This window comes from Rehaibacterium terrae, from assembly GCF_014202935.1.
In the GTDB taxonomy this organism is placed as follows: Bacteria; Pseudomonadota; Gammaproteobacteria; order Xanthomonadales; family Xanthomonadaceae; genus Rehaibacterium; species Rehaibacterium terrae.
In genome coordinates this window covers 1-21,467 of record NZ_JACHHX010000024.1, presented here as the reverse complement: position 1 = coordinate 21,467, position 21,467 = coordinate 1, and the positions used below count along the sequence as shown (strand labels likewise).

Here is a 21,467-nt window from a genome sequence, read left to right as displayed (position 1 = left end):
GCGCCGCTCCGGGGTGCCCTTTCTTTTGGTTACCTTTTCTTTGGGCAAGCAAAGAAAAGTAACCCGGCCGCCGGCAGGCGGACGGAACCCCCGGCGCAACGCGCCGGCCGGATCGCCGTCACGCAGCACTGGCCGCAAGACGCCCATCAGAACAGCTCCACCTCGCCCGCCACCGGCGTCGCCCGCAGCCGCTCGACGTAGGCCCTCTCCTCCGCCCGCACCTCCGCGTCATGCGCGTGCGGCAAGCGCTTGACCAGCACCCGCCCGGACACCGGGAAGAAACACACCTTGCGCGGATGGATGCCGCCCAGGTCCTCGGCCAGCACCGGGATCCGCTCGGCCTTGAGGTAGGCCCGCACGAACTGCGCATTGCGCGTGCCCACCGGCTGCGACACGAAGCCCTGGAGCACATTGCCGCCACCGAACACCTTGGCCTCCAGCCGCTCGCGCCGCGCCCCCTGCTTGAGCAGCGCGTTGATCAGCAGCTCCATCGCGTGGCTGCCGTAACGCGCCGGCTCGCCCTGGCTGGCGTCGCCGTCGGGCAGCATGAAGTGGTTCATGCCACCCAGGCCGAGCACCGGGTCGCGCAGGCAGGCGGCGACGCAGGAGCCGAGCACGGTGACCAGCGCCATGTCCTGGCCGGTGGCGTAGTACTCGGCCGGCAAGAGCTTGGCGGCATCGCTGCCGAGCACGCTGTCGTAGTAGAACAGCGGCGCCGCGCGCGAGCGCTCGGCGGCGGCCGGGTCGTGGATGCGGGCCTGGCGCAGTTTCATGCCGCCGCCCCCGTGCGCCGGTAGACGGTGCGGCCGCAGGGCTTCATCAGGTCGGCACAGTGCAGGAAGCTCTCGGAGTGGCCGGCGAAGAACAGCCCGTCGGCCGCCAGCAGCGGCATCTGCCGCTCCAGGATCGCGCGCTGGGTCGGCTTGTCGAAGTAGATCATCACGTTGCGGCAGAAGATGGCGTCGAAGGGGCCGCTCAGGTCGTAGCTGGCGTCGAGCAGGTTGAGCTGGGCGAAGCTCACCAGCGGACGCAGCGCCGGAACCACGCGGCAGCGACCCTCGTTCGGCCCGGTGCCGCGCTGGAAGAAGCTGTCGCGGCGCGTGCGCGACAGCCCGGCGATGCGCTCGAGCGGATACACGCCGCGCTCGCCGGTCGCCAGCACCTGGGTGTCGATGTCGGTGGCGAGGATCTCGACCGGCGGCGCCAGCGTGCCGAACGCCTCGCAGGCGGTGATCGCCAGCGACCACGGCTCCTCGCCGGTGGAGGCGGCGGCGCACCAGATCCGCAGCGGGCGCCTGCCGGCGCGCGCCTGCAGATGCTCGCGCAGGATGTCGAAGTGGTGCGGCTCGCGGAAGAACGAGGTGAGGTTGGTGGTGAGCGCGTTGGTGAACGCCTCCCATTCGTCGCCGCCGTTTTCTTCGAGCCGGTCGAGGTAGTCCCGGAAGCTGGTGAGGCCCAGCGCGCGCAGACGCCGCGACAACCGGCTGTAGACCATGTCGCGCTTGCTGTCGGCCAGGGCGATGCCGGCGCGCTCGCGGATCAGCGCGCAGACGCGACGGAAGTCGCGCTCGCTGTAGTCGAATTCGCGCCGGGCACGCTCCGCGGACATGCGTGCTCACTCCGACCCGGCGCCATCGCCGCCCACGTCCGCCGCCAGCTGTGCCTGCAGCCACGCCAGATCCGCCGGCCTGAGCAGGCGCGGCACCGCCAGCAGCATCAGCAGGCGGCCGTCGAGCGCCCCCACCGCCTCCAGATGATCGGTGCGGAAACCGAGGTCGCCGGGCGGAGGCGGCAGCCGCTGCGACGGCGACAGCTCCAGCACCTCGCCGACCGCCTCGGCCGCCAGCGCCAGCCGCTGCGGGCCGAGATCGAGCACGATCAGCACCGACTGCGGCCCGAAGCCGGCGCCGGCCTCGCCTGCGTGCAGGTAGCGGCGCAGGTCGATCACCGGCACCCGCTCCCGGCGCCAGTCCAGCGTGCCCGGCCACCAGTCCGGGGCGTCGGCCAGCGGCGTCGGCGTGCTGTAGGCGCAGACCTCGCGCACCGTCGGCAGCGGCACGGCGTACTCGTTCCCGCCCAGCCGGAAGCTCAGGTAGCGGAACGGATCCTGTGCGCCTGCCTGCATGCTCGCCCCCGCGATCAGGCCATGGCTGGCGCCGCAGCGCCGGCCTCCACCCGCTGCCGCAGCGCGCGGATCGCCGCCACGGTGTGGGTGGTGGCATCGGCGAAGGCGCCGCTGAGCACGGTCTCGGCCTGCGCCCGCTGTCCGGCGGCAATGTGTGCGGCGACCTGCCCGGCAATGCGGTGGAAGCGCGCATGCGCCTCGCGCAGCGACCGGTATTCGGGCAGCTCGGCCACTCGTTGGCCTTTGCCGTAGATCCACTTGCCCAGTGCGCAGACGTCGTCGCGGCCGGCCACGGCCGGGTCGATCACCTCGCCATGCCCCTCCAGGTAGGCCTTCAGACGCAGCTTCCACTGGTGATGGGCCCGGATCATGTCCTCGAACGAGGCAATCTGCGGGTCCTTCCCCGCTTCCGGCGGCAGCCCTTGCAGCGCGCCGGGACCGGCCGGCGTGGCCGGCACGGGCTGTCCGGCCGCCGCCAGCCGGAACGCCGCCACCGCCTGCCGCAACTGCCCGGCCTGTTCCTCCAGCGACCGCGCCGCCGCACTCGCCTCCTCCACCAGTGCCGCGTTCTGCTGCGTCACCTCGTCCAGATGCGTCACCGTCTGGTTCACCTGGCCGATCCCCGCCGCCTGCTCGTCCGACGCCGCCGCGATGTCCGCCATCAGGTCGGCCACCCGCTTCACCGCCGTCACGATCTCCACCATCGTCCGGCCCGCCTGGTCCACCAGCTGGGTCCCGTCCGCCACCCGGTTCACCGAGTCCGCGATCAGCTGCTTGATCTCCTTCGCCGCCTCCGCCGAGCGCTGCGCCAGCGCCCGCACTTCCGCCGCCACCACCGCGAAACCGCGCCCCTGCTCCCCGGCCCGCGCCGCCTCCACCGCCGCGTTCAGCGCCAGGATGTTGGTCTGGAAGGCGATGCCGTCGATCACCCCGATGATGTCGGCAATCCGCTTCGAGGCCGCGTCGATCCCGCCCATGGTCGCCACCACCGCCTCGACCACCTTGCCGCCCTTCACCGCCACCTCCGAGGCCCCGATCGTCAACTGATTGGCCTGACGCGCGTTCTCGGCGTTCTGCTGCACCGTCGAGGTCAGCTCCTCCATCGACGAGGCCGTCTCCTCAAGCGATGCCGCCTGCTGCTCGGTCCGCCGCGACAGGTCGGCATTCCCCGCCGCGATCTCGCCCGCCGCCACGCCGATCGCCTCCGCCGCCTGCTGGATCCCGGCCACCATCGCCGCCAGCTGCGCGACGGTGGCGTTGGCGCTGGCGGCCAGCTCGCCGAAGGCGCCGGGATGCTCACGCTCGACCCGGCAGGTGAGGTCGCCGGCCGCGATCGCGGCCATCACCCGGCCGACGTCGCTCAGGCCGTCGTCGGCCTGGCGCATCAGGCGATTGAGCGCGGAGACCATGTCGCGGAACGCGAAGCGGAAACGCGCCTCGTCGCCACGGACGCGGAAATCGCCGCGGCCGGCGGCCTCCGACAGGCTCAGGATCTGTTCGCCGACCGCCGCCAGGTTGGCCTTGATCTGGTCCATGGCGGCGGTGAGCTCGGCCTGCCGGCCGGGCAGGCGGTCCATGTCGGGACGGAAGTCGCCCTCGGCATAGGCGGCCGCGACCTCGACCATGCGCGCCTGCACCCGCAGGTGGCCTTCGGCGAGCCGGTTCACCGCCGCGGCCATGTCGGCATAGGCGCCGGCGAACTCGGTGGTCGGCATGCGGTGTTCGGTCTGGCCGGCCTCGTGGGCCTGGCCCATCGCCAGCTGCGCGGTCATGAAGCCCTGCAGGGTGGCCTGCATCCGGCGCATGGCGGCGAGCAGCGACTCGCCCGCCCCCCGCACCTGGACCGGCTCCGACAGCTCGCCGGCGGCGATCCGCCGGACCACCTCGGCGGCATAGGCCGGCTCGCCGCCGAGCTGGCGCATCAGGCTGCGCCGGAACAGCCAGGCCATGGCGACCGCCACCGCCAGCGCGCACAGCCCGCCGAACAGGATCGCCCGCTTGCCGCGCGTCTCGGCGGCCCCGGCCTGCCGGCTGCGCTGCGCCAGCAGGGCCTGCTCCTCGGCCTGGAAGTCCTCCAGCCCCTGCTGCAGTTGCGTCACCAGCGCCTGTCCATGGCCGGCCGCGTACGCCTCCAGCACCGGCCGCAGATCGCCCGCGCCGGCATCGCGACGCAGGGAAACCAGCCGCTCCTGCACCTCGAGCAGCTGCTCGAAGGGCACCTGCAGTGCCTGCAGCCGTTGCTGCTGTGCCGGGTTGTCGACCGTCAGCCCGAGCAGCTCGGCCCGATGGTCGGCAAAGCGCTGGCGGCCGGCCCGGTAGGGCTCCAGATAGTCCTCGCGACCGCTGAGCAGGAAGCCGCGGACGCCGGCCTGCACCTCTCCCAGGGCGCCGCTCATGCCCTCGGCCAGGGCGATCACCCGATAGGTGTGCTCGTTCATGGCCACGGCGCGGCCGAGTCCCAACAGGCTGCCGAAGCTGACCAGGCTCACCAGCAGCACCACCAGCCCCACCGAGCCGAAGGCCAGCGCCAGACGGCCGCTGACCGTCATCCGCTCCAGATCCTGAAAACGAACCGTTCGCATTTGCGTTTCTCCCCTTTGCGGGCGACGGCCGCCACCGCGGCCGACCGGAAAGCCGTCGAACAACGTCTCTTCCGTGCGCTCTTCGGGTCGCGCGTCCGGCACCTGTCCGGACGCGCTTCCGACGGAGCCATCGCCGGCGGCGACCCCGCGCTGCGCGCCATCCCTGGCCCGCCCGGCAAGCGGTTTTGCAACCGCCTGTCAGTGCACGGCCTGGGCGTCGTCGATCAGGCCGAGCTCGTCGCTGCGCAGCAGGCCGTCGATGTCCAGCAGCAGCAGCATCCGCTTCTCGACGGTGCCGATGCCGAGCAGGAAGCGGGTGTCCACGGCGGTGCCCAGGTCCGGCGGCGGGCGCACCTGGTCGGCGGCCAGCCGCACCACGTCGGAGACACCGTCGACCACCATGCCGATGACCCGGTTGCAGACGTTGAGGATCACCATCACGGTGAAGGCGTCGTAGGTGGCCTGGCCGAGGTGGAACTTGATGCGCAGGTCGACCACCGGGACGATGGTGCCGCGCAGGTTGATCACGCCCTTGATGAAGTCGGGCGCGTCCGGCAGCCGGGTGACCGCGTCGTAGCCGCGGATCTCCTGCACCTTGAGGATGTCGACGCCGTATTCCTCCTCACCCAGGGTGAAGGTCAGGTACTCCTCGGCGATCTCGATGCCGGCGGGGTTCTCCGCCGTGCCCGCCGCCGCCTGTGCCTGCTCGCTCATGGTCTTGCTCTCCGTGTGAATTGCCCGGCTGCGCTCAGGCGGCGTGGGCGGTGGTGAGCGCGCGCGCCACACCGCCCACGTCCACGATCAGCGCCACCCGGCCGTCGCCGAGGATGGTCGCGCCGGACACGCCCGGCACGCGGCGGTAGTTGGCCTCCAGGTTCTTGACCACCACCTGCTGCTGGCCGAGCAGCTCGTCGACCTCCAGCGCCAGCTTGCGGCCGTCGTTCTCGACCACCACCACCAGGCGCTGGTCGCGCTCGTCGCCGCCCGGCAGGCGGTAGAACTCGGCCACGTTGACCAGCGGCAGGTAGTCGCCGCGCACCCGCAGCACGCGGCCGTTGCCCTGCACGCGCTTGATGTCGTCGGCGGCCGGCTGCATCGCCTCGATCACGTAGCCCAGCGGCAGGATGAAGGTCTCGCTGCCGGCGGCGACCACCATGCCGTCGAGGATGGCCAGGGTCAGCGGCAGGCGCACGCTGATGGTGGTGCCCATGCCGCGTCTGCTGTCGATCGCGATCTCGCCGCCGAGGGCGAGGATGTTCTTGCGCACCACGTCCATGCCGACGCCGCGGCCGGACAGGTCGGTGACCTGGTCGGCGGTGCTGAAGCCGGGCTGGAAGATCAGCTCCCAGACCTGGGCGTCGGTCGGGTTGTCGGGGATGCCCAGGCCACGCTCGCGGGCCTTGGCCAGGATCTTGTCGCGATCGAGGCCGCGGCCGTCGTCGGCCACCTCGATCACGATGTGCCCGCCCTGGTGCGAGGCGCTCAAGGTCAGGGTGCCTTCCGCCGGCTTGCCGGCGGCGACGCGCTCCCCGGCGGACTCCAGGCCGTGATCGATGGAGTTGCGCACCAGGTGCACCAGCGGGTCGGCGATCTTCTCGATCACGCCCTTGTCCAGTTCGGTGGCCTCGCCGAGGGTGCGCAGGCGCACTTGCTTGCCGAGCCGGGCGGACAGGTCGCGCACCATGCGCGGGAAGCGGCTGAACACCGAGCCGACCGGCAGCATGCGGATGCCGATCACCGCCTCCTGCAGGTCGCGGGTGTTGCGCTCGAGCTGGGCCAGACCGGCCATCAGCGCCTGGTGGGCGCGCGGGTCGAGTCCGGCGCCGACCTGCCGCAGCATGGACTGGGTGATGACCAGCTCGCCGACCAGGTTGATCAGGGTGTCGATCTTGCCGGTCTGCACGCGCAGGGTGCTGTCGCCGCCGCCTGCCGCGCCGGCGGCCGCGGCTGGTGCCCCGGCGGACGCAGCGGGCGACCCGGCAGCCGTGGCCGTGCCCGTACCCGGGGGCTGGGCGGCCGGGACGGCTTCGGCGGCCGGCGACGGCGCCGGAGCGGCGGCGCGCTCGGGCAGCACCGGGGTGATGTCCAGCTCGCATTCGTCCTCGACCCAGACGAAGGCCTCGGCCACCGCCTCGCGCGTCACCGGGGCGTCCAGGCGCAGATCCCAGGCCAGCCAGGCCTCGTAGGGATCGAGCGCCTCGAAGGCGGGCAGCCGGTCGAGCCGGCACTCGGCCTGCACCGGGCCGAGCTCGTGCAGCTCGCGCAGGATGCGCAGCGGGTCGTTGCCGCTGAGGTACATCGACGGCGCCGGGGTGAACCTCACGTTCCAGCCGAGCGGCTTTTCCCCGGCGGCGGCCACGACCGTCGGCGCGACCGCGGCGGCGGCCCCGCCCTTGAGAATGGCCTCCAGCCGCGCGCCGACCGCGGCCACCGCGGCGCTGTCGCTCTCGCCGCCGGACTCGGCCGCGTCGAGCAGGCCGCGCAGCACGTCCACCGCGCCGAGCAGGGCGGCGATGGTCTCGCCGTCGACCGGGCGCCGGTTCGAGCGCAGCTCTTCCAGCAGCGTCTCCAGGATGTGGGTGAAGCCCGCCATCGCCTGGAACCCGAACGTCGCCGCGCCGCCCTTGATCGAGTGGGCGGCGCGGAAGATGGCGTGGATGGTGTCGGAGTCGGCGCGGCCGGACTCCAGCGCGAGCAGGCCGGACTCCATCACGTCCAGCCCTTCCCGGCTCTCGGCGAGGAAGGTGGCGTGGAAACGGGACAGATCCATGCTCATGGGCGGCCTCGGGTGCGGTGATCCGGTTCGGTGCGGAGCGATACGGGCCGGACGCGGCCCGGGACGTCAGCCGAGCACCTTCTTCACGGTGGCGACGAGCTGCTCGGGATTGAACGGCTTGACCAGCCAGCCGGTGGCGCCGGCGGCCTTGCCTTCGCTCTTCTTGTCGGCGCCGGACTCGGTGGTGAGCATCAGCAGCGGCGTGAAGCGGTAGTCGGGCAGCTGGCGCAGCTCGCGGATCAGGGTGATGCCGTCCATGTTCGGCATGTTCACGTCGGCAACCACGGCGCTGAATTTCTCGCGCTTGGCCTTGTCCAGCGCGACCACGCCGTCTTCGGCCTCGACCACGTCGAAACCGGCCGAGGTCAGCGCGAAGGCGACCATCTGCCGCATCGAGGCGGAATCGTCGACGGCGAGAATGCGGGGGTTACTCATGGGGGGTCTCCGGGGAGTCGGACAAGCCAAGTACGGACGTCAGCGCCAGGATGCGGGCGGCATCGCGCAGCGCCGGCGAGGGGTTTTCCAGGCGCGTCTTCCGGCCCGCGGCCTGGCGGTCGCGGCAGAAGGCGCAGAGCAGTTGCAGGCTGGCGCTGTGGATGCGCTGCACACCGGCGCCATCCACGACCACCGGCCGCTTGCTGGCCAGGTGCGGCGCCAGCGCGGCCTTGAGCTCGGCGGACTGTTCGATGCCGAGGTCGGAAGCGAGGGCGATGGCGGGCATGGGGTCCTCTGACGGGGAAGCTGCCTGGGAGATAGCGGCAGCTCCGGCCGGAGCTTTAGGGAAGGTCTGAGCAAGTCCATCCTGGACTTGCCCAGACTCGCCGAGTCCGGCGCATGTCCGGACTCGGCTCCGCCGGATCAAGCACTTGCGTGCTTGATCCGCAGGCGCGCCATCCTTGGCGCGCGGAACCTCCGGACTTGTCCAGAGGTTCCTTGAGGCCTTTCTCGCGGCGTCGGCCGCGCTGCCCCGGCAGCCCGGCCCGCCCGCCATGGGACGCGACCCCGCGCCCGCCACTCAGCCGAGCAGCAGGCGGCGGGCATCGAGCAGGACGGTGACGCTGCGTTCGCGGCGGGCGATGCCGGTCATCACGTCGGCCCCCTCCAGCGCCAGCGGGCCGCTCAGGCTCTCGATCGCGGCATCGCTGATCGACACCACATCGGCCACCGAGCGCACCAGCAGGCCGAGGGTGTCGCCGTGCTCCTCCAGCACCACCACCCGGCTGGTCTCGTCCGGCACCTGCCGGGGCAGGCCCAGACGCATGGCCAGGTCGAGCACCGGCACGATCTGGCCGCGCAGGTTCATCATGCCGATCATCGCCGGCGCGGCGCCGCGCAGGGGCAGGATGTCCGGCACCCGCAGCACCTCCTGCACCTTGAGCACCTCGACCGCGAAGTACTGCTCGGCCAGGGCGAAACGCAGCCAGGCGGTGGTGCGGTCGCCGGCACGGCGGCGACGCTCGGCATCGCCACCGTGATGCGCGGCCTCGGCGGCCAGCACGAACGGCGAGCTGGCCGCCTCGACGCCGGCCAGCAGGCCGGCCGGCACGTCGCGCGGCACGGGCGCCGGGGCCGGCGGCGGCACGACGGCGGCCGGCGCCGGCGCGTCGGCCGGGACCGCCCCGCCCGGCGCACCGCCCTTGCCGTGCAGGGCGTCGAGCAGGGCCTCGAACTCGTCGTCGCCGATTTCGGATGCCGGGGCCGACGCGGGTGCGGGCGCGGGCGCGGCGGCGGGTGCCGGGGCCGGCGCGTCGGCCGGCACGGCCTCGGCGGCCTTCGCCGCCATCAGGCCGGCCAGGTAGTCGTCGAGGGCGCTGACGCTGCTCATGCGGCGGACTCCAGCGGGCGGTCGAGCGCAAGCAGCCACAGCAGCGCGGCATCGTAGGCGATCAGCCCACGTCCGCCGGCCGGGTTGGCGGCCAGCACGTAGGCGGTGTCGCGCAGGCGGGTGTCGACCGGAATGACGTCGTCGAAGACGCGCCGGCCGTGGCGTTCACGCAGCTCGAGCAGGGTGTCGTGGGCGACCCGGGTACGGCGGTCGTGCAGGGTCGGCAGGATGCCGACCGGCAGCGCCCGCTGGCGCGAGCGCTCGATCATGGCCGCGGTGCGGCACATGCCCTCCAGGCCGAACAGCGCCAGCGGCTCGGTCTGGGTCGGGACGATCGCCAGGTCGGCGGCGGCCAGGGCGTTGACCATCAGCACGCCCAGGGTCGGCGGACAGTCCAGCAGCACGTGGTCGTACTGGCCGCGCGCCGCCTCGATCGCCCGGCTCAGCGCCAGGCCCAGGCCGGGCCGGGTGGCGCTGCGTTTCTCCAGCGTGGCCAGGCCGGCATGGGCGGCGACGAAGTCCAGGCCCTCGCGGCCGGCCGGGCGACGCAGCTCGGCCAGACCCGCGGGCGGCTCGTCGAACAGCTCCAGCGTGCCGCGCGGCGGCGGATCGGCCGGCGTGCCCAGCGTGCGGCTGAGCGAGGCGTGCGGATCCAGGTCGATCATCAGCACCCGCCGGCCGCGCTGCGCCAGCAGGCTGCCCAAGGCCAGCGTCGTGGTGGTCTTGCCCACGCCGCCCTTCTGGTTGGCGACGGCCCAGATACGCATGTCAGCTTGCCTCCTCGAGCAGGTCGGTTTCGGCCATCTGGGTGGTCTCGCCCGCGGCCGGCACGTCGTCCGGCGTGGCCAGCACCACGACCACCACGCGCCGGTTGGCGTTGCGGCCTTCGGCGGTGGCGTTGTCGCGCAGCGGCCGGAACTCGCCGTAGCCGATCACCGCCATCCGCGCCGGCTCGACCCCGCGCCCGGCGAAGATCCGCACCACGCTGGCCGCGCGCGCCGCCGACAGCTCCCAGTTGGACGGGAACTGCAGGGTGTGGATCGGCACGTCGTCGGTGTGCCCCTCGATGCGCAGCGGATTGGGAAACGGCTGCAGCGCCTCGCCGAGCCGCTCCAGGGTGTCGATCGCCGGCGTGTGCGGCACCGCCACGCCGCTGGCGAACAGGATGTCGGACTTGATCTCGATCTCCAGCCAGTAGTGGTTGCGCGTGACCTTGACCAGCCGGCGTTCGATCAGCTCGCTCAGCGCCTCCTCGACGCGCACGGTGATGGCGTTGAGCTGGGCCTGGGCGCGCGCCAGGGCGGCACGGTCGATGGCGGCGGCCGCCGCATCGGTGCCGCTGCGGTGACTGCGCGAAATCTGCGGCCGGGTGGTCCAGTTGCTCAACGGCATCGGCGCCACCGGACCGCGCGCGCCCAGGTTGGTCATCGGCGGGGCGCGATCCATCTCCGAACCGCGTGGCTGGATGTCGCCGAGCTGGATCGGCCGGATCGTGCGCGGCGGGCCGCCGAAGGCTTCGGCCAAGGCGTCGGCCAGCACCCGGTACTTGCCCTCGTTGAGCGAGGAGATCGCGTACATCACCACGAAGAAGGCCAGCAGCAGCGTCACCAGGTCGCCGTAGGGGATCGCCCAGGCTTCGTGGTTGACGTGCTCCTCGTGGCCTTTCCTGCGCGCCATGACCGTCGCCGCCCCCTCAGTGCAGGAAGCCGGCCAGCTTGGCTTCGATGTTGCGCGGGTTCTCGCCCTGGGCGATGGCGATCAGCCCCTCGATCGCCATCTCGCGGTCGCTGCTGCGGCGGGCGATGATGCCCTTGAGCTTGCTCGCCATCGGCAGGAACACCAGGTTGGCCGCGCCGATGCCGTACACGGTGGCTGTGAACGCGGCGGCGATGCCGGGCCCGAGCTTGCTCGGGTCGGCGAGGTTCTTCATCACCGCCATCAGGCCGAGCACGGCGCCGATGATGCCCAGTGTCGGCGCGTAGATGCCCATGCCCTCGAAGAATTTGGCCGCGGCCTGGTCGACGTGCTCCTGGGTGGACAGCTCGATCTCCAGCATGTGCCGCATGGCCTCGGGCTCGATGCCGTCGACCAGCATCTGCAGGCCCTTCTTCATGAACGGGTCGGTCTGCGTCTCGACCGCCGGCTCCAGGCCGAGCAGTCCCTGCTTGCGGGCGATGCTGCTCCACTCGACGATCTGCGCGATCAGCGCGCGGCTGTCACTGATCGGCGGCTTGAACACCCAGCCCACGATCGCCAGCGCGCGCTTGAAGGTCGCCATCGGCGTCTGCACGAAGATCGCCGCGAAGGTGCCGATGATGACGATGACGAAGGCGGCGCCGTTCCACAGTGCACTGGCGCCGGCGCCCTTGAGGACCGCGCCGCCGACGATGGCCGTGAAGGCCAGCACCATTCCGATGAGGCTGAGAATATCCATCGCTGACCGTATCGGCCGGGAAGCGCACGACTTGAGCGAAACCGGTTGCCGAAAGAAGCAAAGGCAACAGCACTCACGGAGCTGTTGTTCTCCGCGTCCTCCGTGAGTGCTGTTCGCTTCTCTCCTGCACCGACCCGCGCGCCCTCACGCCGCCCGCGACAGGGCATCGACGTCGAGGATCATGGCCAGCTTGCCGTCGCCGGTGAGGGTGGCGCCGACGTGGCCGGGCAGGCCGCGCACGGCGCGCGGCAGCGGCTTGATGACGACCTCCTCGCGACCGCGCACCTGGTCGACGATCAGGCCGAGCCGGCCCTCGCCGGTCTGCACCAGCACCACATGGCCATGCGCGTCGGCCGGCGGCTCGCCCAGCCAGCGGCGCAGGAACAGCAGCGGCAGCGGCGCGTCGCGCAGGTCGAGGATCTCGCGGCCGTCGACCCAGCGCAGCGCGTCGGGGCGGAACGGCAGCACTTCCTGCACGCTGGCCAGCGGCAACGCGAACACGCGCTCGGCGGCGTGCACCAGCAATGCCGGCAGGATCGCCAGGGTCAGCGGCAGGCGGATCAGGAAGCGGGTGCCCTCGCCCAGCCGCGACTGGATGGTGACGCGGCCGTTGAGTTCGCGGATGCGCGACTGCACCACGTCCATGCCGACGCCGCGGCCGGAGATGTCTGTCACCGCCGCCTTGGTCGAGAAGCCGGGCAGGAAGACCAGCTGGTAGCACTCCTCGATGCTCAGCCGGGCGGCGGCCTCCGGATCGAGCAGGCCCTTGTCGCGGGCCTTGGCGCGCAGCACTTCCGGGTCCATGCCGGCACCGTCGTCGCGCACCTCGATGGCGATGTGGTCGCCTTCCTGGTGCGCGGCAAGCACGACGCGGCCGGCGCGCGGCTTGCCGATCTTCTCGCGCCGCTCCGGCGCCTCGATGCCGTGGTCGATGGCGTTGCGCACCAGATGCACCAGCGGGTCGGCCAGCGCCTCGACCAAGGTGCGGTCGAGCTCGGTCTCGGCGCCCTGCACCTCCAGCTCGACTTCCTTCTGCACCGCGCGGGCGACGTCGCGCGCCAGCTTGGGGAAGCGTGCGAACACGCGGCCGACCGGCTGCATGCGGGTCTTCATCACCGCGCTCTGCAGGCGGGTGGTGGTGACGTCGAGCGCGGCGATGGCGCGGTCGAGCTCGTCCTCGCGGCGCGAGCCGCGCAGGGTCTTGAGGCGGTTGCGGGCCAGCACCAGCTCGCCGACCAGGTTGACGATCGCGTCCAGCCGCTTGGTGTCTATGCGGATCGTGGTCTCGGCCGGCGGCGCTGGCGTGGGCGCGGATGACGTGGATGACGTGGATGACGTGGATGACGTGGATGGCGCAGCGGCGGGAGCCGGGTTCGGGCGCGGCGCCGGGGCGGGCGTGGGCGCCGCGGGGGCGGCGGCCCTGCCCTGCAACTGGTCGAGCAGCGCCTCGAATTCGTCGTCGGTGATTTCGTCGCCGCCGCCGGCGGCAGCGGGCGGCGGCACGGGCGCGGACGCCGCCGGCAGCGGCGCGGCCTGGCCCGGCGGGGCCAGCAGCCGCGCCAGCAGCTCGGCCGGGGCCGGCACCAGGGGCTGGCCGCGGCCGAGCGCGTCGAGCATGGCGCAGACGTGGTCGAGCGCGGCCTGGGCGCCGTCGAACAAGCCCGCGTCGAGCGGCCGCTTGCCGGAACGCACGTCGTTGAACGGCTCCTCGACGGCGTGGCAGACATCGACCAGCGGCGCCAGGTTCAGGAAGCCGGCGCCGCCCTTGATGGTGTGGAAACCGCGGAACACCGCATTGAGCAGCTCGGCGTCGGTCGGCGCCTGCTCCAGCGCCACCAGCTGCTCGCCGAGGCGCTCGGCGATCTCCTGCGCTTCGACCAGAAAGTCGGCGGCGATGTCGTCGTCGGGCTGGAACATGCGGCTTCGGTCGAGGGTTGTGGGCTGAGGGCTGGCCGCCGTCCCGCATCGCGGGTGCGGCGGCTCGACCCGCCGTTACGAGTCCCGGATCCCGGCGCCCCGGTCCCGGCCGTTCAGAGCCCGAGGTTGGAGAGCAGGTCGTCGGCGTCGTTCTGAGTAACGGCCGCGGGGTCCAATCCCTTGAGCGCCGGGCCGGACAGCTTGCCGCCGAACTGCTCGGGTGGCAGGCCGCAGGCGTTCAGGGTGCGCTGGACGCGGCCGACGATCTCGACCACGCGCCGGATCACCTGCCCGGTCAGGTCCTGGTAGGCCTGCGCCAGCGCCACCTCGGACAGGCTCTGGCGCAGTTGGCCAAGCGTCGCGGTGGCCTCGGCGTCGAGCCCGGCCTGGCCCAGCCGGTCGACCAGGGCGCGGCTGTGTTCGACCAGGTCGAGGGTGCGGTGGGTGGCTTCCTCGGTCATCTTGACCACGTGCTCCAGGCGCGCACAGGCGTCGGGCAGCTCGGCCATCGCCGGGTCGGTGTTGGGCAGCGCGCCCAGCGCCTCGCCCAGCTCGCGCGCCAGTCGCGACAGGCGCTCGAACACCGGCTGCGAGCGCCACTGTGCGATGGCGTCGAGCTGGCGGCGGTAGTCGGCCTCGTTGCCGGCTTCCAGCGCCTCGAGTGCGGCGTGCAGGAAGGCGGTCAGTCGTTCGCGTTCGGCGCCGTCGTTCACGCGGTGGCTCCCAGACGTTCGAAGATCTTGCCGATTTTCTCTTCCAGGGTCTGTGCGGTGAACGGCTTGATGATGTAGCCGTTCACGCCGGCCTGGGCGGCCTCGATGATCTGCTCGCGCTTGGCCTCGGCGGTGACCATCAGCACCGGCAGCTTGGCCAGCCTGGCATCGGCGCGGATGCCGCGCAGCAGCTCGATGCCGGTCACGCCGGGCATGTTCCAGTCGGTGATCACGAAGTCGAAATGCTCGTTGCGCAGCATGGTGAGCGCGGAGCCGCCGTCCTCGGCCTCGGCGGTGTTGGTGAAGCCCAGATCGTTGAGCAGGTTCTTGACGATGCGTCGCATCGTCGAGAAGTCGTCCACGATCAGGATGCGCATGTTCTTGTTCACGTCGGCAGTCACTCCGGAGACATTCGTTGCGTGGCGGTTACTCGATGACGTCGCTGCCGGTCCATTCGGCCAGGCGGGCCCGGAGACGAATCATCGCCTGTCCGTGGACCTGGCACACGCGCGATTCCGTGACGCCGAGCACAGCGCCGATCTCGCGCAGGTTCAGTTCCTGCTCGTAGTACAGCGACAGCACCAGCTGCTCGCGCTCGGGCAGGCCGGCGATGGCGGCGGCCAGCGCGGCCTGGAACTCGCTGCGTTCCAGGTCACGCTCCGGCGCGGGCTCGCTCGCGGCCAGGCGCGGCTCTCCGCCGTCGTCGCTCTGCGCGTCCAGGCTCAGCACGTGGCCGCGGGCGGCGCCTTCCAGCAGCTTCTGGTAGTCGCCGAGCGGCATGCCGAGCGCGGCGGCCACTTCGCTGGCGGAGGCGGCGCGGCCTTCGCGCTGCTCGATCCTGCGGGTCGCCTCGGCGGCCTCGCGCACGCGCCGGTGCACCGAGCGCGGCACCCAGTCGCCGCGGCGGATCTCGTCGATCATGGCGCCGCGGATACGGATCGAGGCGTAGGTCTCGAAAGCCGCGCCCTGGCTGGCGTCGTACTGCCGGGCGGCCTCGATCAGGCCGATCATGCCGGCCTGGATCAGGTCGTCGACATCGACGCTGGGCGGCAGGCGCGCGGCCAGGTGATGGGCGATGCGCCGGACCAGCTCGGCGTGGCGGGCGACCACGTCGCTCGCGGCCTCGCGCTGGACGGCGCGGTATTCGCTGCCGGCGTGGGCGATCATGCGACGGCGCCTCCTCCCGCGACCAGGCGTTCGACGAAGAATTCGACGTTGCCGCGCGGGCCGTTGGGCGCCTGCCACTGCTCGGCGCGCCTGGCGAGGTCGCGGAAGGCGATCGCCGAGGCGGACGAAGGGAAGGCCTCCATCACCGACTGCTGGCGCTGGATGGCACGGCGCAGCCAGTCGTCGTAGGGGATGGCGCCGATGTAGCTGAGCACCACGTCGAGAAAGCGCTCGCTGACCCGGGCCAGCTTCTCGAACAGCTCGCGCCCCTCGGCAGTGTTGCGGACCATGTTGGCCAGCACCTGCACGCGCTGCACGCCGCGCTCGCGCGAGAGCACCTTGATCAGCGCGTAGGCGTCGGTGATCGAGGCCGGCTCGTTGCAGACCACCACGATCACGTCCTGCGCGGCCTGGCTGAAGGTGAGCACGCTGTCGGAGATGCCGGCGGCGGTGTCGACCACCATCACGTCGAGCGGACGGTCGAGCTCGGAAAAGGCGCGCACCAGGCCGACGTGCTCGGCCGGACGCAGCTCGGTCATGTGGCGCTTGCCGGAGGCGGCGGGAACGATGGCCAGCCCTTTCGGGCCCTCCATGATCGTCTCCTCCAGCGTGCAGCGGCCCTCGACCAGGTCGGCGAGGGTGAAGCGCGGCGACAGGCCGAGCATCACGTCGACGTTGGCCAGGCCGAGGTCGGTGTCCAGCAGCAGCGTGTTGCGGCCGGCCTCGACGAAGGCCATGGCCAGGTTGACCGCGACCGAAGTCTTGCCGACCCCGCCCTTGCCGCCGCTGACCGCGATCACGCGTACCGGCTTGGGTGGTGCGTTTTGCGCCAGGCGCAAACCCTGGGCCTGGTCGTTGGCGGCATCAGGCGGCAGCATCGGCTTTCTCCGTCGTGGTCACGGGCAGTTCGGCGGCGCGGCGCAGCTCGCCCAGACGCAGGACCAGGCGGTGCGCCTCGGCGCGGTGGAGGTCTTCGGGGACGCGCTGACCGTCGGCAATGTAGCCTAGCGGCAGCCGGTGGCGGATCACCACCGACAATGCGGCGCCGAGGCGGCCGGTCTCGTCCAGCTTGGTCAGGATCACGCCCTCCGGCGCGGCGCAGCGGAACCGGCGCACCACTTCGTCCAGGTCCTCGGCCTGGGCGTTGGCCGGCAGCACCAGCCAGCTGCGCAGCCGGCGTGCGGCGCCCATCCAGTTGAAGCGGGCGGCCAGGGCGCGGTCGCGCTGGCCCAGGCCGGCGGTATCGACCAGCACCAGCGGGTAGTCGGCCAGGCGGTCGAGCAGCTCGGGCAGGCCCTGCTCGCCGCCGGCCTCGAACACCGGCATGCCGAGCAGGCGGCCGTAGGTGGCGAGCTGCTCGCGGCCGCCGACGCGGTAGGTGTCGGTGGTCACCAGCGCCACGTCGCGCGGGCTGCGCGCGGCGGCATAGCGGGCGGCCAGCTTGGCGATGGTGGTGGTCTTGCCGACCCCGGTGGGGCCGACCAGGGCGACCACGCCGCCTTGCTCCAGCGGGTCGCGGGCGGGGATCACCAGCGACTTGGCGAGCAGGCCGAGCATCAGGCCGCGGGCGCGGCCGCGGTCGGCGTCGGCGGGAATCGAGGCCACGATCGAACGCGCCAGCTCCACCTCGCAGCCGTAGGCGGCCAGCTCGTCCAGCGCCTGCGCCCGCACCGGCACGCCGCGCAGGCGCTCCTCGGCGAAGCGGCCCATCTCGCGCTCGATCATCTCGCGCATCGCCGCCAGCTCGCGGCGGACCTCGGCGATGGCCGGGTCCTCGACCTGCGTCACCGGCACCGGGATCGCGCGCAGCGCGGCGCGCTCGGCGGCCTCTTCGCGGCGCGCGCGGGCGCCCGGGCCGGCCACGGCGCGGCAATGCACTTCGGGCAGGGTCTGGTCGCCGGCCGGTCGCTCGGCGGCCGGCGCCTCGGGTTTGGCCTGGGTGACGTCCAGCGCCGGCCGCATGGCCTGGCGCATCAGCGCCTCGTCGTAATCGGTGGCGGCGACCACCTCGACCCCGCCGTCGACGTGACTGCTGGACAGGATCACGGCGTGCGGACCCTGTTCGTCGCGCACCAGCCGGAGCGCGGTGCGCATGTCGGGGGCCTGGAAACGTTTGATTCTCATGCTGCGCTCCGCGCGGGAACCGGGAGCCGGGAGCCGGGAGCCGCAAGCGCCTTCCCGGCCCCCGCACCGGCACCCCCGACCGCCCCGCTTCCGTCCCGCTTCAAATCCATCCGATTCATCGCTCTACCCTCGTCGGCCCCGGCCCAGCGCGCCGGTTGCCGACTCCCGATTATCGATTCCCGACCTCATCCGACATTGCCGATCAGCTTCAGCCGCTTGTCCTCCGGCACCTCGTGGTAAGCCAGCACCACCAGCTGCGGCAGGCTGTGCCGCACCAGCTTGGCGATCAGCGCGCGCACCGTGCCCGGGACCAGCAGCACCGCCGGCTCCCCCAGCGCCTCCTGGCGCTGGACGCACTCGCTGAGGCCCTGGTGCAGCCGCTCGGCGAGGCCCGGTTCGAGCGCCCCGCCGCCGCTGACCGACTCCTGCAATACCCGTTCCAGACCGGGGGCGAGGGTGAACACCGGCAGCTCCGGCGCCATCCCGTTGATTTCCTGGACGATGAAGCGGCCGAGCGCGGTGCGGGCGGCCGCGGTCAGGGCGACGGGATCCTGGCTCTGGGTCGCATGCTCGACCAGGGCCTCGGCGATGCGCTTGAAGTGCCGGATCGGCACCCGCTCCTGCAGCAGGTTCTGCAGTACCCGCACCACCACCGCCAGCGGCAGGCTCTTCGGCGTCAGGTCCTCGGCCAGCTTGGGCGCGCTGCGCGCCAGCGTGGCCAGCAGCTGCTGGGTCTCCTCGTGGCCGAGCAGCTCGTGGGCGTGCTCGCGCACCACGTGCGAGACGTGGGTGGCGATCACCGTGGCCGGATCGACCACGGTGAAGCCCAGGGATTCGGCCTGGCCGCGCTGGCCCGGCTGGATCCACAGCGCGTCCAGGCCGAAGGCCGGATCCTTGGCCGGGATGCCGTCGAGGTTGCCGAATACCTTGCCCGGATTCAGCGCCAGCTCGCGGTCGGGATAGACCTCGCCGGTCGCCACCGGCACACCGTGGATCAGCACCCGGTAGGACGAGGGCGCCAGCTCCAGGTTGTCGCGGATGTGTACCGGCGGCACCAGGAAGCCGATCTCCTGGGTCAGCTTCTTGCGCACGCCCTTGATGCGCGCCAGCAACTCGCCGCCGTTGTTGCGGTCGACCAGCGGCACCAGCCGGTAGCCGACCTCCAGGCCGAGCGGGTCGACCGGCGCCAGATCGTCCCAGCTCAGTTCGGCCGGGGTGGTCGCCGCCTCGACCGGCGTCGTCTGGGCCTGCTGCCGCGCCTGCACCTGCTCGCGCCGATGCATGCGCCAGGCGGCGAAGGCCAGCAGGCCACCGAAGCTCAGGAAGGCCAGGTTGGGCATGCCCGGCACCAGGCCCATCAGGATCAGCACGGCGGCGGCCACGCCCAGCGCCTTCTGCTGGCCGAACACCTGGCCGATCACCGCCCGGCCCATGTCCTGGGCGCGGCTGACGCGGGTGACCAGCATCGCCACCGCGGTCGAGATCAGCAGCGCCGGGATCTGCGCCACCAGGCCGTCGCCGATGGTCAGCAGCACATAGATGCGGGCCGCGTCGGCCAGGGTCAGGCCGTGCTGCATCATGCCGATCAGCAGGCCGCCGAAGATGTTGATGAACAGGATAAGCAGGCCGGCGATGGCATCGCCGCGGACGAACTTGTTGGCGCCATCCATCGCGCCGTAGAAGTCGGCCTCCTCGCGCACCTCGTTGCGGCGCGCCATGGCCTCGTCGCGCGTCAACAATCCGGCGTTGAGGTCGGCGTCGATCGCCATCTGCTTGCCGGGCATGGCATCCAGGGTGAAGCGGGCCGACACCTCGGAGATGCGCCCGGCGCCCTTGGTCACCACCACGAAGTTGATGATGGTGAGGATGGCGAACACCACCAGGCCGATGGCGTAGTTGCCGCCGATGACGAACTCGCCGAACGCCTCGATCACCTTGCCGGCCGCGCCCGGGCCCTGGTGGCCGTTGAGCAGCACCACGCGGGTGGAGGCCACGTTGAGCGCCAGCCGCAGCAGCGTGACCACCAGCAGCACCGTCGGGAAGATGCTGAAGTCCAGCGGGCGCCTGACGTAGACCACCGCCAGCACCACCACCAGCGAGATCGCGATGTTGAAGCTGAACAGCGCGTCCAGCAGCGGCGTGGGCAGCGGCACGATCATCATGCCGAGCAGGACCAGCAGCAGCACCGGCGCGCCGGCGCCCTGGCGGATCATCTCCACCAGCCGCGGGCCCGCCCCGAGCGCCTGTTGCGCCGGCACCGACACCGCTTAGACCTCCACCCCGTCGTCAGGCAGCTGCACTTCCGGCAGCTCCGGCATGCGCCCGCCATGACGGCGCCAGGCGCGCAGCTGGTAGACGTAACCGAGGATCTGGGCGACGGCGGCGTAGAGCGTCACGGGAATCTCCTGTCCGAGCTTGACCTGCCGATACAAGGCGCGTGCCAGCGGCGGCGCCGACACGACCGGCACGGCGTGACGCTCCGCCGTCTCGCGGATGATCCGGGCGATCTCGTCCACGCCCTTGGCCACCACCCGCGGGGCGCGCATCCGGCCGGCCTCGTACTTGAGCGCCACCGCGTAATGGGTCGGGTTGACCAGGATCACGTCGGCCGTGGGCACCGCCTGCATCATCCGGCGCTGCGACAGCTCCTGCTGGACACGGCGGATGCGCGCCTTCACCTCGGGACGGCCCTCGGTCTCCTTGAACTCGTCGCGCAGCTCCTGGCGCGTCATCATCAGCTTCTGGCGGTGACTCCAGCGCTGGTAGGGCACGTCGATGGCGGCCAGCAGCAACAGGCCGCCGCCCATCGCCAGCATCACCATCAGCACCAGCCAGAAGCCCTCCGCCGCTGCCGGCCCCATCGGCCGATGGACCAGGCCGACGAAACGCGGCGCGATCGTCACGATCGCCGCCGCCGCCAGACCGGAGATCAGCAGCACGCGCAGGATCGACTTGCCCAGCTCGACCAGTCCGTCGCGGCCGTAGATGCGCTTGAGGCCCTTGAGCGGGTCGAGCTTCTTGAGGTCGGGCGTGACCGCCTTGGCGCTGAAGCGGATCCCGCCCATCGCCACTGGCGCGATGAAGCCGGCCAGCAGGCAGACGCCGATCAGCGGCGACACCGCCCCGAGCATCCCGAGCAGCAGCTCGCCGAAGCGGGGAGCCAGCCCGCGTCCGGTTTCGGCGAAGCCGGGCGGGATGCTCAGCGCATGCCGCATCCAGTCGTGCGCCGCCCGTGCCATCCAGCCGCCGAAGCCGACCAGGACCAGGGTGGCCATCCCGAACACGGCCGCCGTCGCCAGCTCGCGCGAACGCGCGACCTGGCCCTGCTCGCGCGCCTCGCGGAGCTTTTTTTCGGTTGGCTGTTCGGTTTTTTCCTGGCCGTCTTCGTTTTCCTGGGCCATGGCGGGCGGTCACCGGCGGGGTCGGCCGTGACGATGCAAGACCCGGGCCTCGGCGCCGGACGCCGGAGCCCGCGACCGCTCGGCACCCTCTCCTTCTCCGTCCGCCTGCGGGTTCGTCGCGACCTGCCGGCGCGTAGCGCCGGGTGTTCCGTGCGCTTGCGGGTTTGTCGCGAGCTGGCCGGCCCTTCGGGCCGGATGTTCCGTCCGCCTGCCGGCGGCCGGGTTACTTTTCTTTGCTTGCCCGACACGACTTCGGACGGTGCCCCGCGAGCACACATCCCTGTGGCGCCCACCGGCCAGCACATCCATGTGCTGGCGCTCGCCGGGGCGAAGCCGTGCTTCGCCTTATCCGGCTCGCCCCCGGAGCGGCGCCTTTCGGACATCCTGTCCTCCGGGTACGCGG

At 71.9% G+C, this 21,467-nt stretch carries 20 protein-coding genes; all 20 read right to left on the bottom strand.

The features are described from left to right. Positions 1–146: 146 nt before the first annotated feature. Positions 147–773, bottom strand: coding sequence for a chemoreceptor glutamine deamidase CheD (cheD, locus tag HNQ58_RS12630; RefSeq protein ID WP_183949289.1), 627 nt, complete (start codon positions 771–773; stop codon positions 147–149). Beyond that, positions 770–1,609: a CheR family methyltransferase gene (locus HNQ58_RS12625; protein WP_183949288.1), complete on the bottom strand. Its 840-nt coding sequence runs from the start codon at positions 1,607–1,609 to the stop codon at positions 770–772. Before HNQ58_RS12625 ends, cheD begins: the two co-directional genes overlap by 4 nt. Positions 1,610–1,615: 6 nt before the next feature. Beyond that, a complete protein-coding gene (locus HNQ58_RS12620; protein WP_183949287.1) occupies positions 1,616–2,125 on the bottom strand; it encodes a chemotaxis protein CheW in 510 nt (169 codons plus the stop codon). 14 nt (positions 2,126–2,139) lie between these two features. Further along, positions 2,140–4,707 (bottom strand): methyl-accepting chemotaxis protein, encoded by a 2,568-nt coding sequence (locus HNQ58_RS13575; protein WP_183949286.1) that lies wholly within the window; start codon positions 4,705–4,707, stop codon positions 2,140–2,142. Between the two features lie 198 nt (positions 4,708–4,905). Beyond that, positions 4,906–5,421 (bottom strand): chemotaxis protein CheW, encoded by a 516-nt coding sequence (locus tag HNQ58_RS12610; RefSeq protein WP_183949285.1) that lies wholly within the window; start codon positions 5,419–5,421, stop codon positions 4,906–4,908. 34 nt (positions 5,422–5,455) lie between these two features. Then, complete coding sequence (locus HNQ58_RS12605; protein WP_183949284.1) at positions 5,456–7,483, bottom strand: chemotaxis protein CheA; 2,028 nt, start codon at positions 7,481–7,483, stop codon at positions 5,456–5,458. Positions 7,484–7,549: 66 nt separating this feature from the next. After that, complete coding sequence (locus tag HNQ58_RS12600) at positions 7,550–7,918, bottom strand: response regulator (RefSeq protein ID WP_183949283.1); 369 nt, start codon at positions 7,916–7,918, stop codon at positions 7,550–7,552. Then, a complete protein-coding gene (locus HNQ58_RS12595; protein WP_183949282.1) occupies positions 7,911–8,204 on the bottom strand; it encodes an STAS domain-containing protein in 294 nt (97 codons plus the stop codon). The genes HNQ58_RS12600 and HNQ58_RS12595 overlap by 8 nt, the downstream gene beginning before the upstream one ends. A 294-nt stretch (positions 8,205–8,498) precedes the next feature. After that, entirely contained in the window at positions 8,499–9,308 is an 810-nt protein-coding gene (locus HNQ58_RS12590) for a chemotaxis protein CheW (protein WP_183949281.1), read from the bottom strand. Next, positions 9,305–10,075 carry a ParA family protein gene (locus HNQ58_RS12585; protein WP_183949280.1) on the bottom strand — a complete coding sequence of 257 codons (771 nt, stop codon included), beginning with the start codon at positions 10,073–10,075 and terminating at the stop codon, positions 9,305–9,307. The genes HNQ58_RS12590 and HNQ58_RS12585 overlap by 4 nt, the downstream gene beginning before the upstream one ends. A gap of 1 nt (position 10,076) precedes the next feature. After that, entirely contained in the window at positions 10,077–10,985 is a 909-nt protein-coding gene (motD, locus tag HNQ58_RS12580) for a flagellar motor protein MotD (protein WP_183949279.1), read from the bottom strand. Positions 10,986–11,001: 16 nt separating this feature from the next. Beyond that, a complete protein-coding gene (locus HNQ58_RS12575) occupies positions 11,002–11,742 on the bottom strand; it encodes a flagellar motor protein (protein ID WP_183949278.1) in 741 nt (246 codons plus the stop codon). A 144-nt stretch (positions 11,743–11,886) separates the two neighbouring features. Beyond that, entirely contained in the window at positions 11,887–13,659 is a 1,773-nt protein-coding gene (locus HNQ58_RS12570; protein ID WP_183949277.1) for a chemotaxis protein CheA, read from the bottom strand. A gap of 113 nt (positions 13,660–13,772) precedes the next feature. Then, entirely contained in the window at positions 13,773–14,372 is a 600-nt protein-coding gene (locus tag HNQ58_RS12565) for a protein phosphatase CheZ (RefSeq protein WP_183949276.1), read from the bottom strand. After that, a complete protein-coding gene (gene cheY / locus HNQ58_RS12560) occupies positions 14,369–14,761 on the bottom strand; it encodes a chemotaxis response regulator CheY (RefSeq protein WP_183949275.1) in 393 nt (130 codons plus the stop codon). The genes HNQ58_RS12565 and cheY overlap by 4 nt, the downstream gene beginning before the upstream one ends. A 37-nt stretch (positions 14,762–14,798) precedes the next feature. Then, positions 14,799–15,539, bottom strand: a complete 741-nt coding sequence (locus tag HNQ58_RS12555) for an RNA polymerase sigma factor FliA (protein WP_183949274.1) — start codon at positions 15,537–15,539, stop codon at positions 14,799–14,801. Continuing rightward, a complete protein-coding gene (locus HNQ58_RS12550; RefSeq protein WP_183949273.1) occupies positions 15,536–16,417 on the bottom strand; it encodes a P-loop NTPase in 882 nt (293 codons plus the stop codon). Before HNQ58_RS12550 ends, HNQ58_RS12555 begins: the two co-directional genes overlap by 4 nt. Then, complete coding sequence (flhF, locus tag HNQ58_RS12545; protein ID WP_183949272.1) at positions 16,404–17,663, bottom strand: flagellar biosynthesis GTPase FlhF; 1,260 nt, start codon at positions 17,661–17,663, stop codon at positions 16,404–16,406. Before flhF ends, HNQ58_RS12550 begins: the two co-directional genes overlap by 14 nt. Positions 17,664–17,848: 185 nt before the next feature. Further along, positions 17,849–19,876: a flagellar biosynthesis protein FlhA gene (gene flhA, locus HNQ58_RS12540; protein ID WP_183949290.1), complete on the bottom strand. Its 2,028-nt coding sequence runs from the start codon at positions 19,874–19,876 to the stop codon at positions 17,849–17,851. Positions 19,877–19,930: 54 nt separating this feature from the next. Next, a complete protein-coding gene (gene flhB / locus HNQ58_RS12535) occupies positions 19,931–21,064 on the bottom strand; it encodes a flagellar biosynthesis protein FlhB (protein WP_183949271.1) in 1,134 nt (377 codons plus the stop codon). Positions 21,065–21,467: the final 403 nt, after the last annotated feature.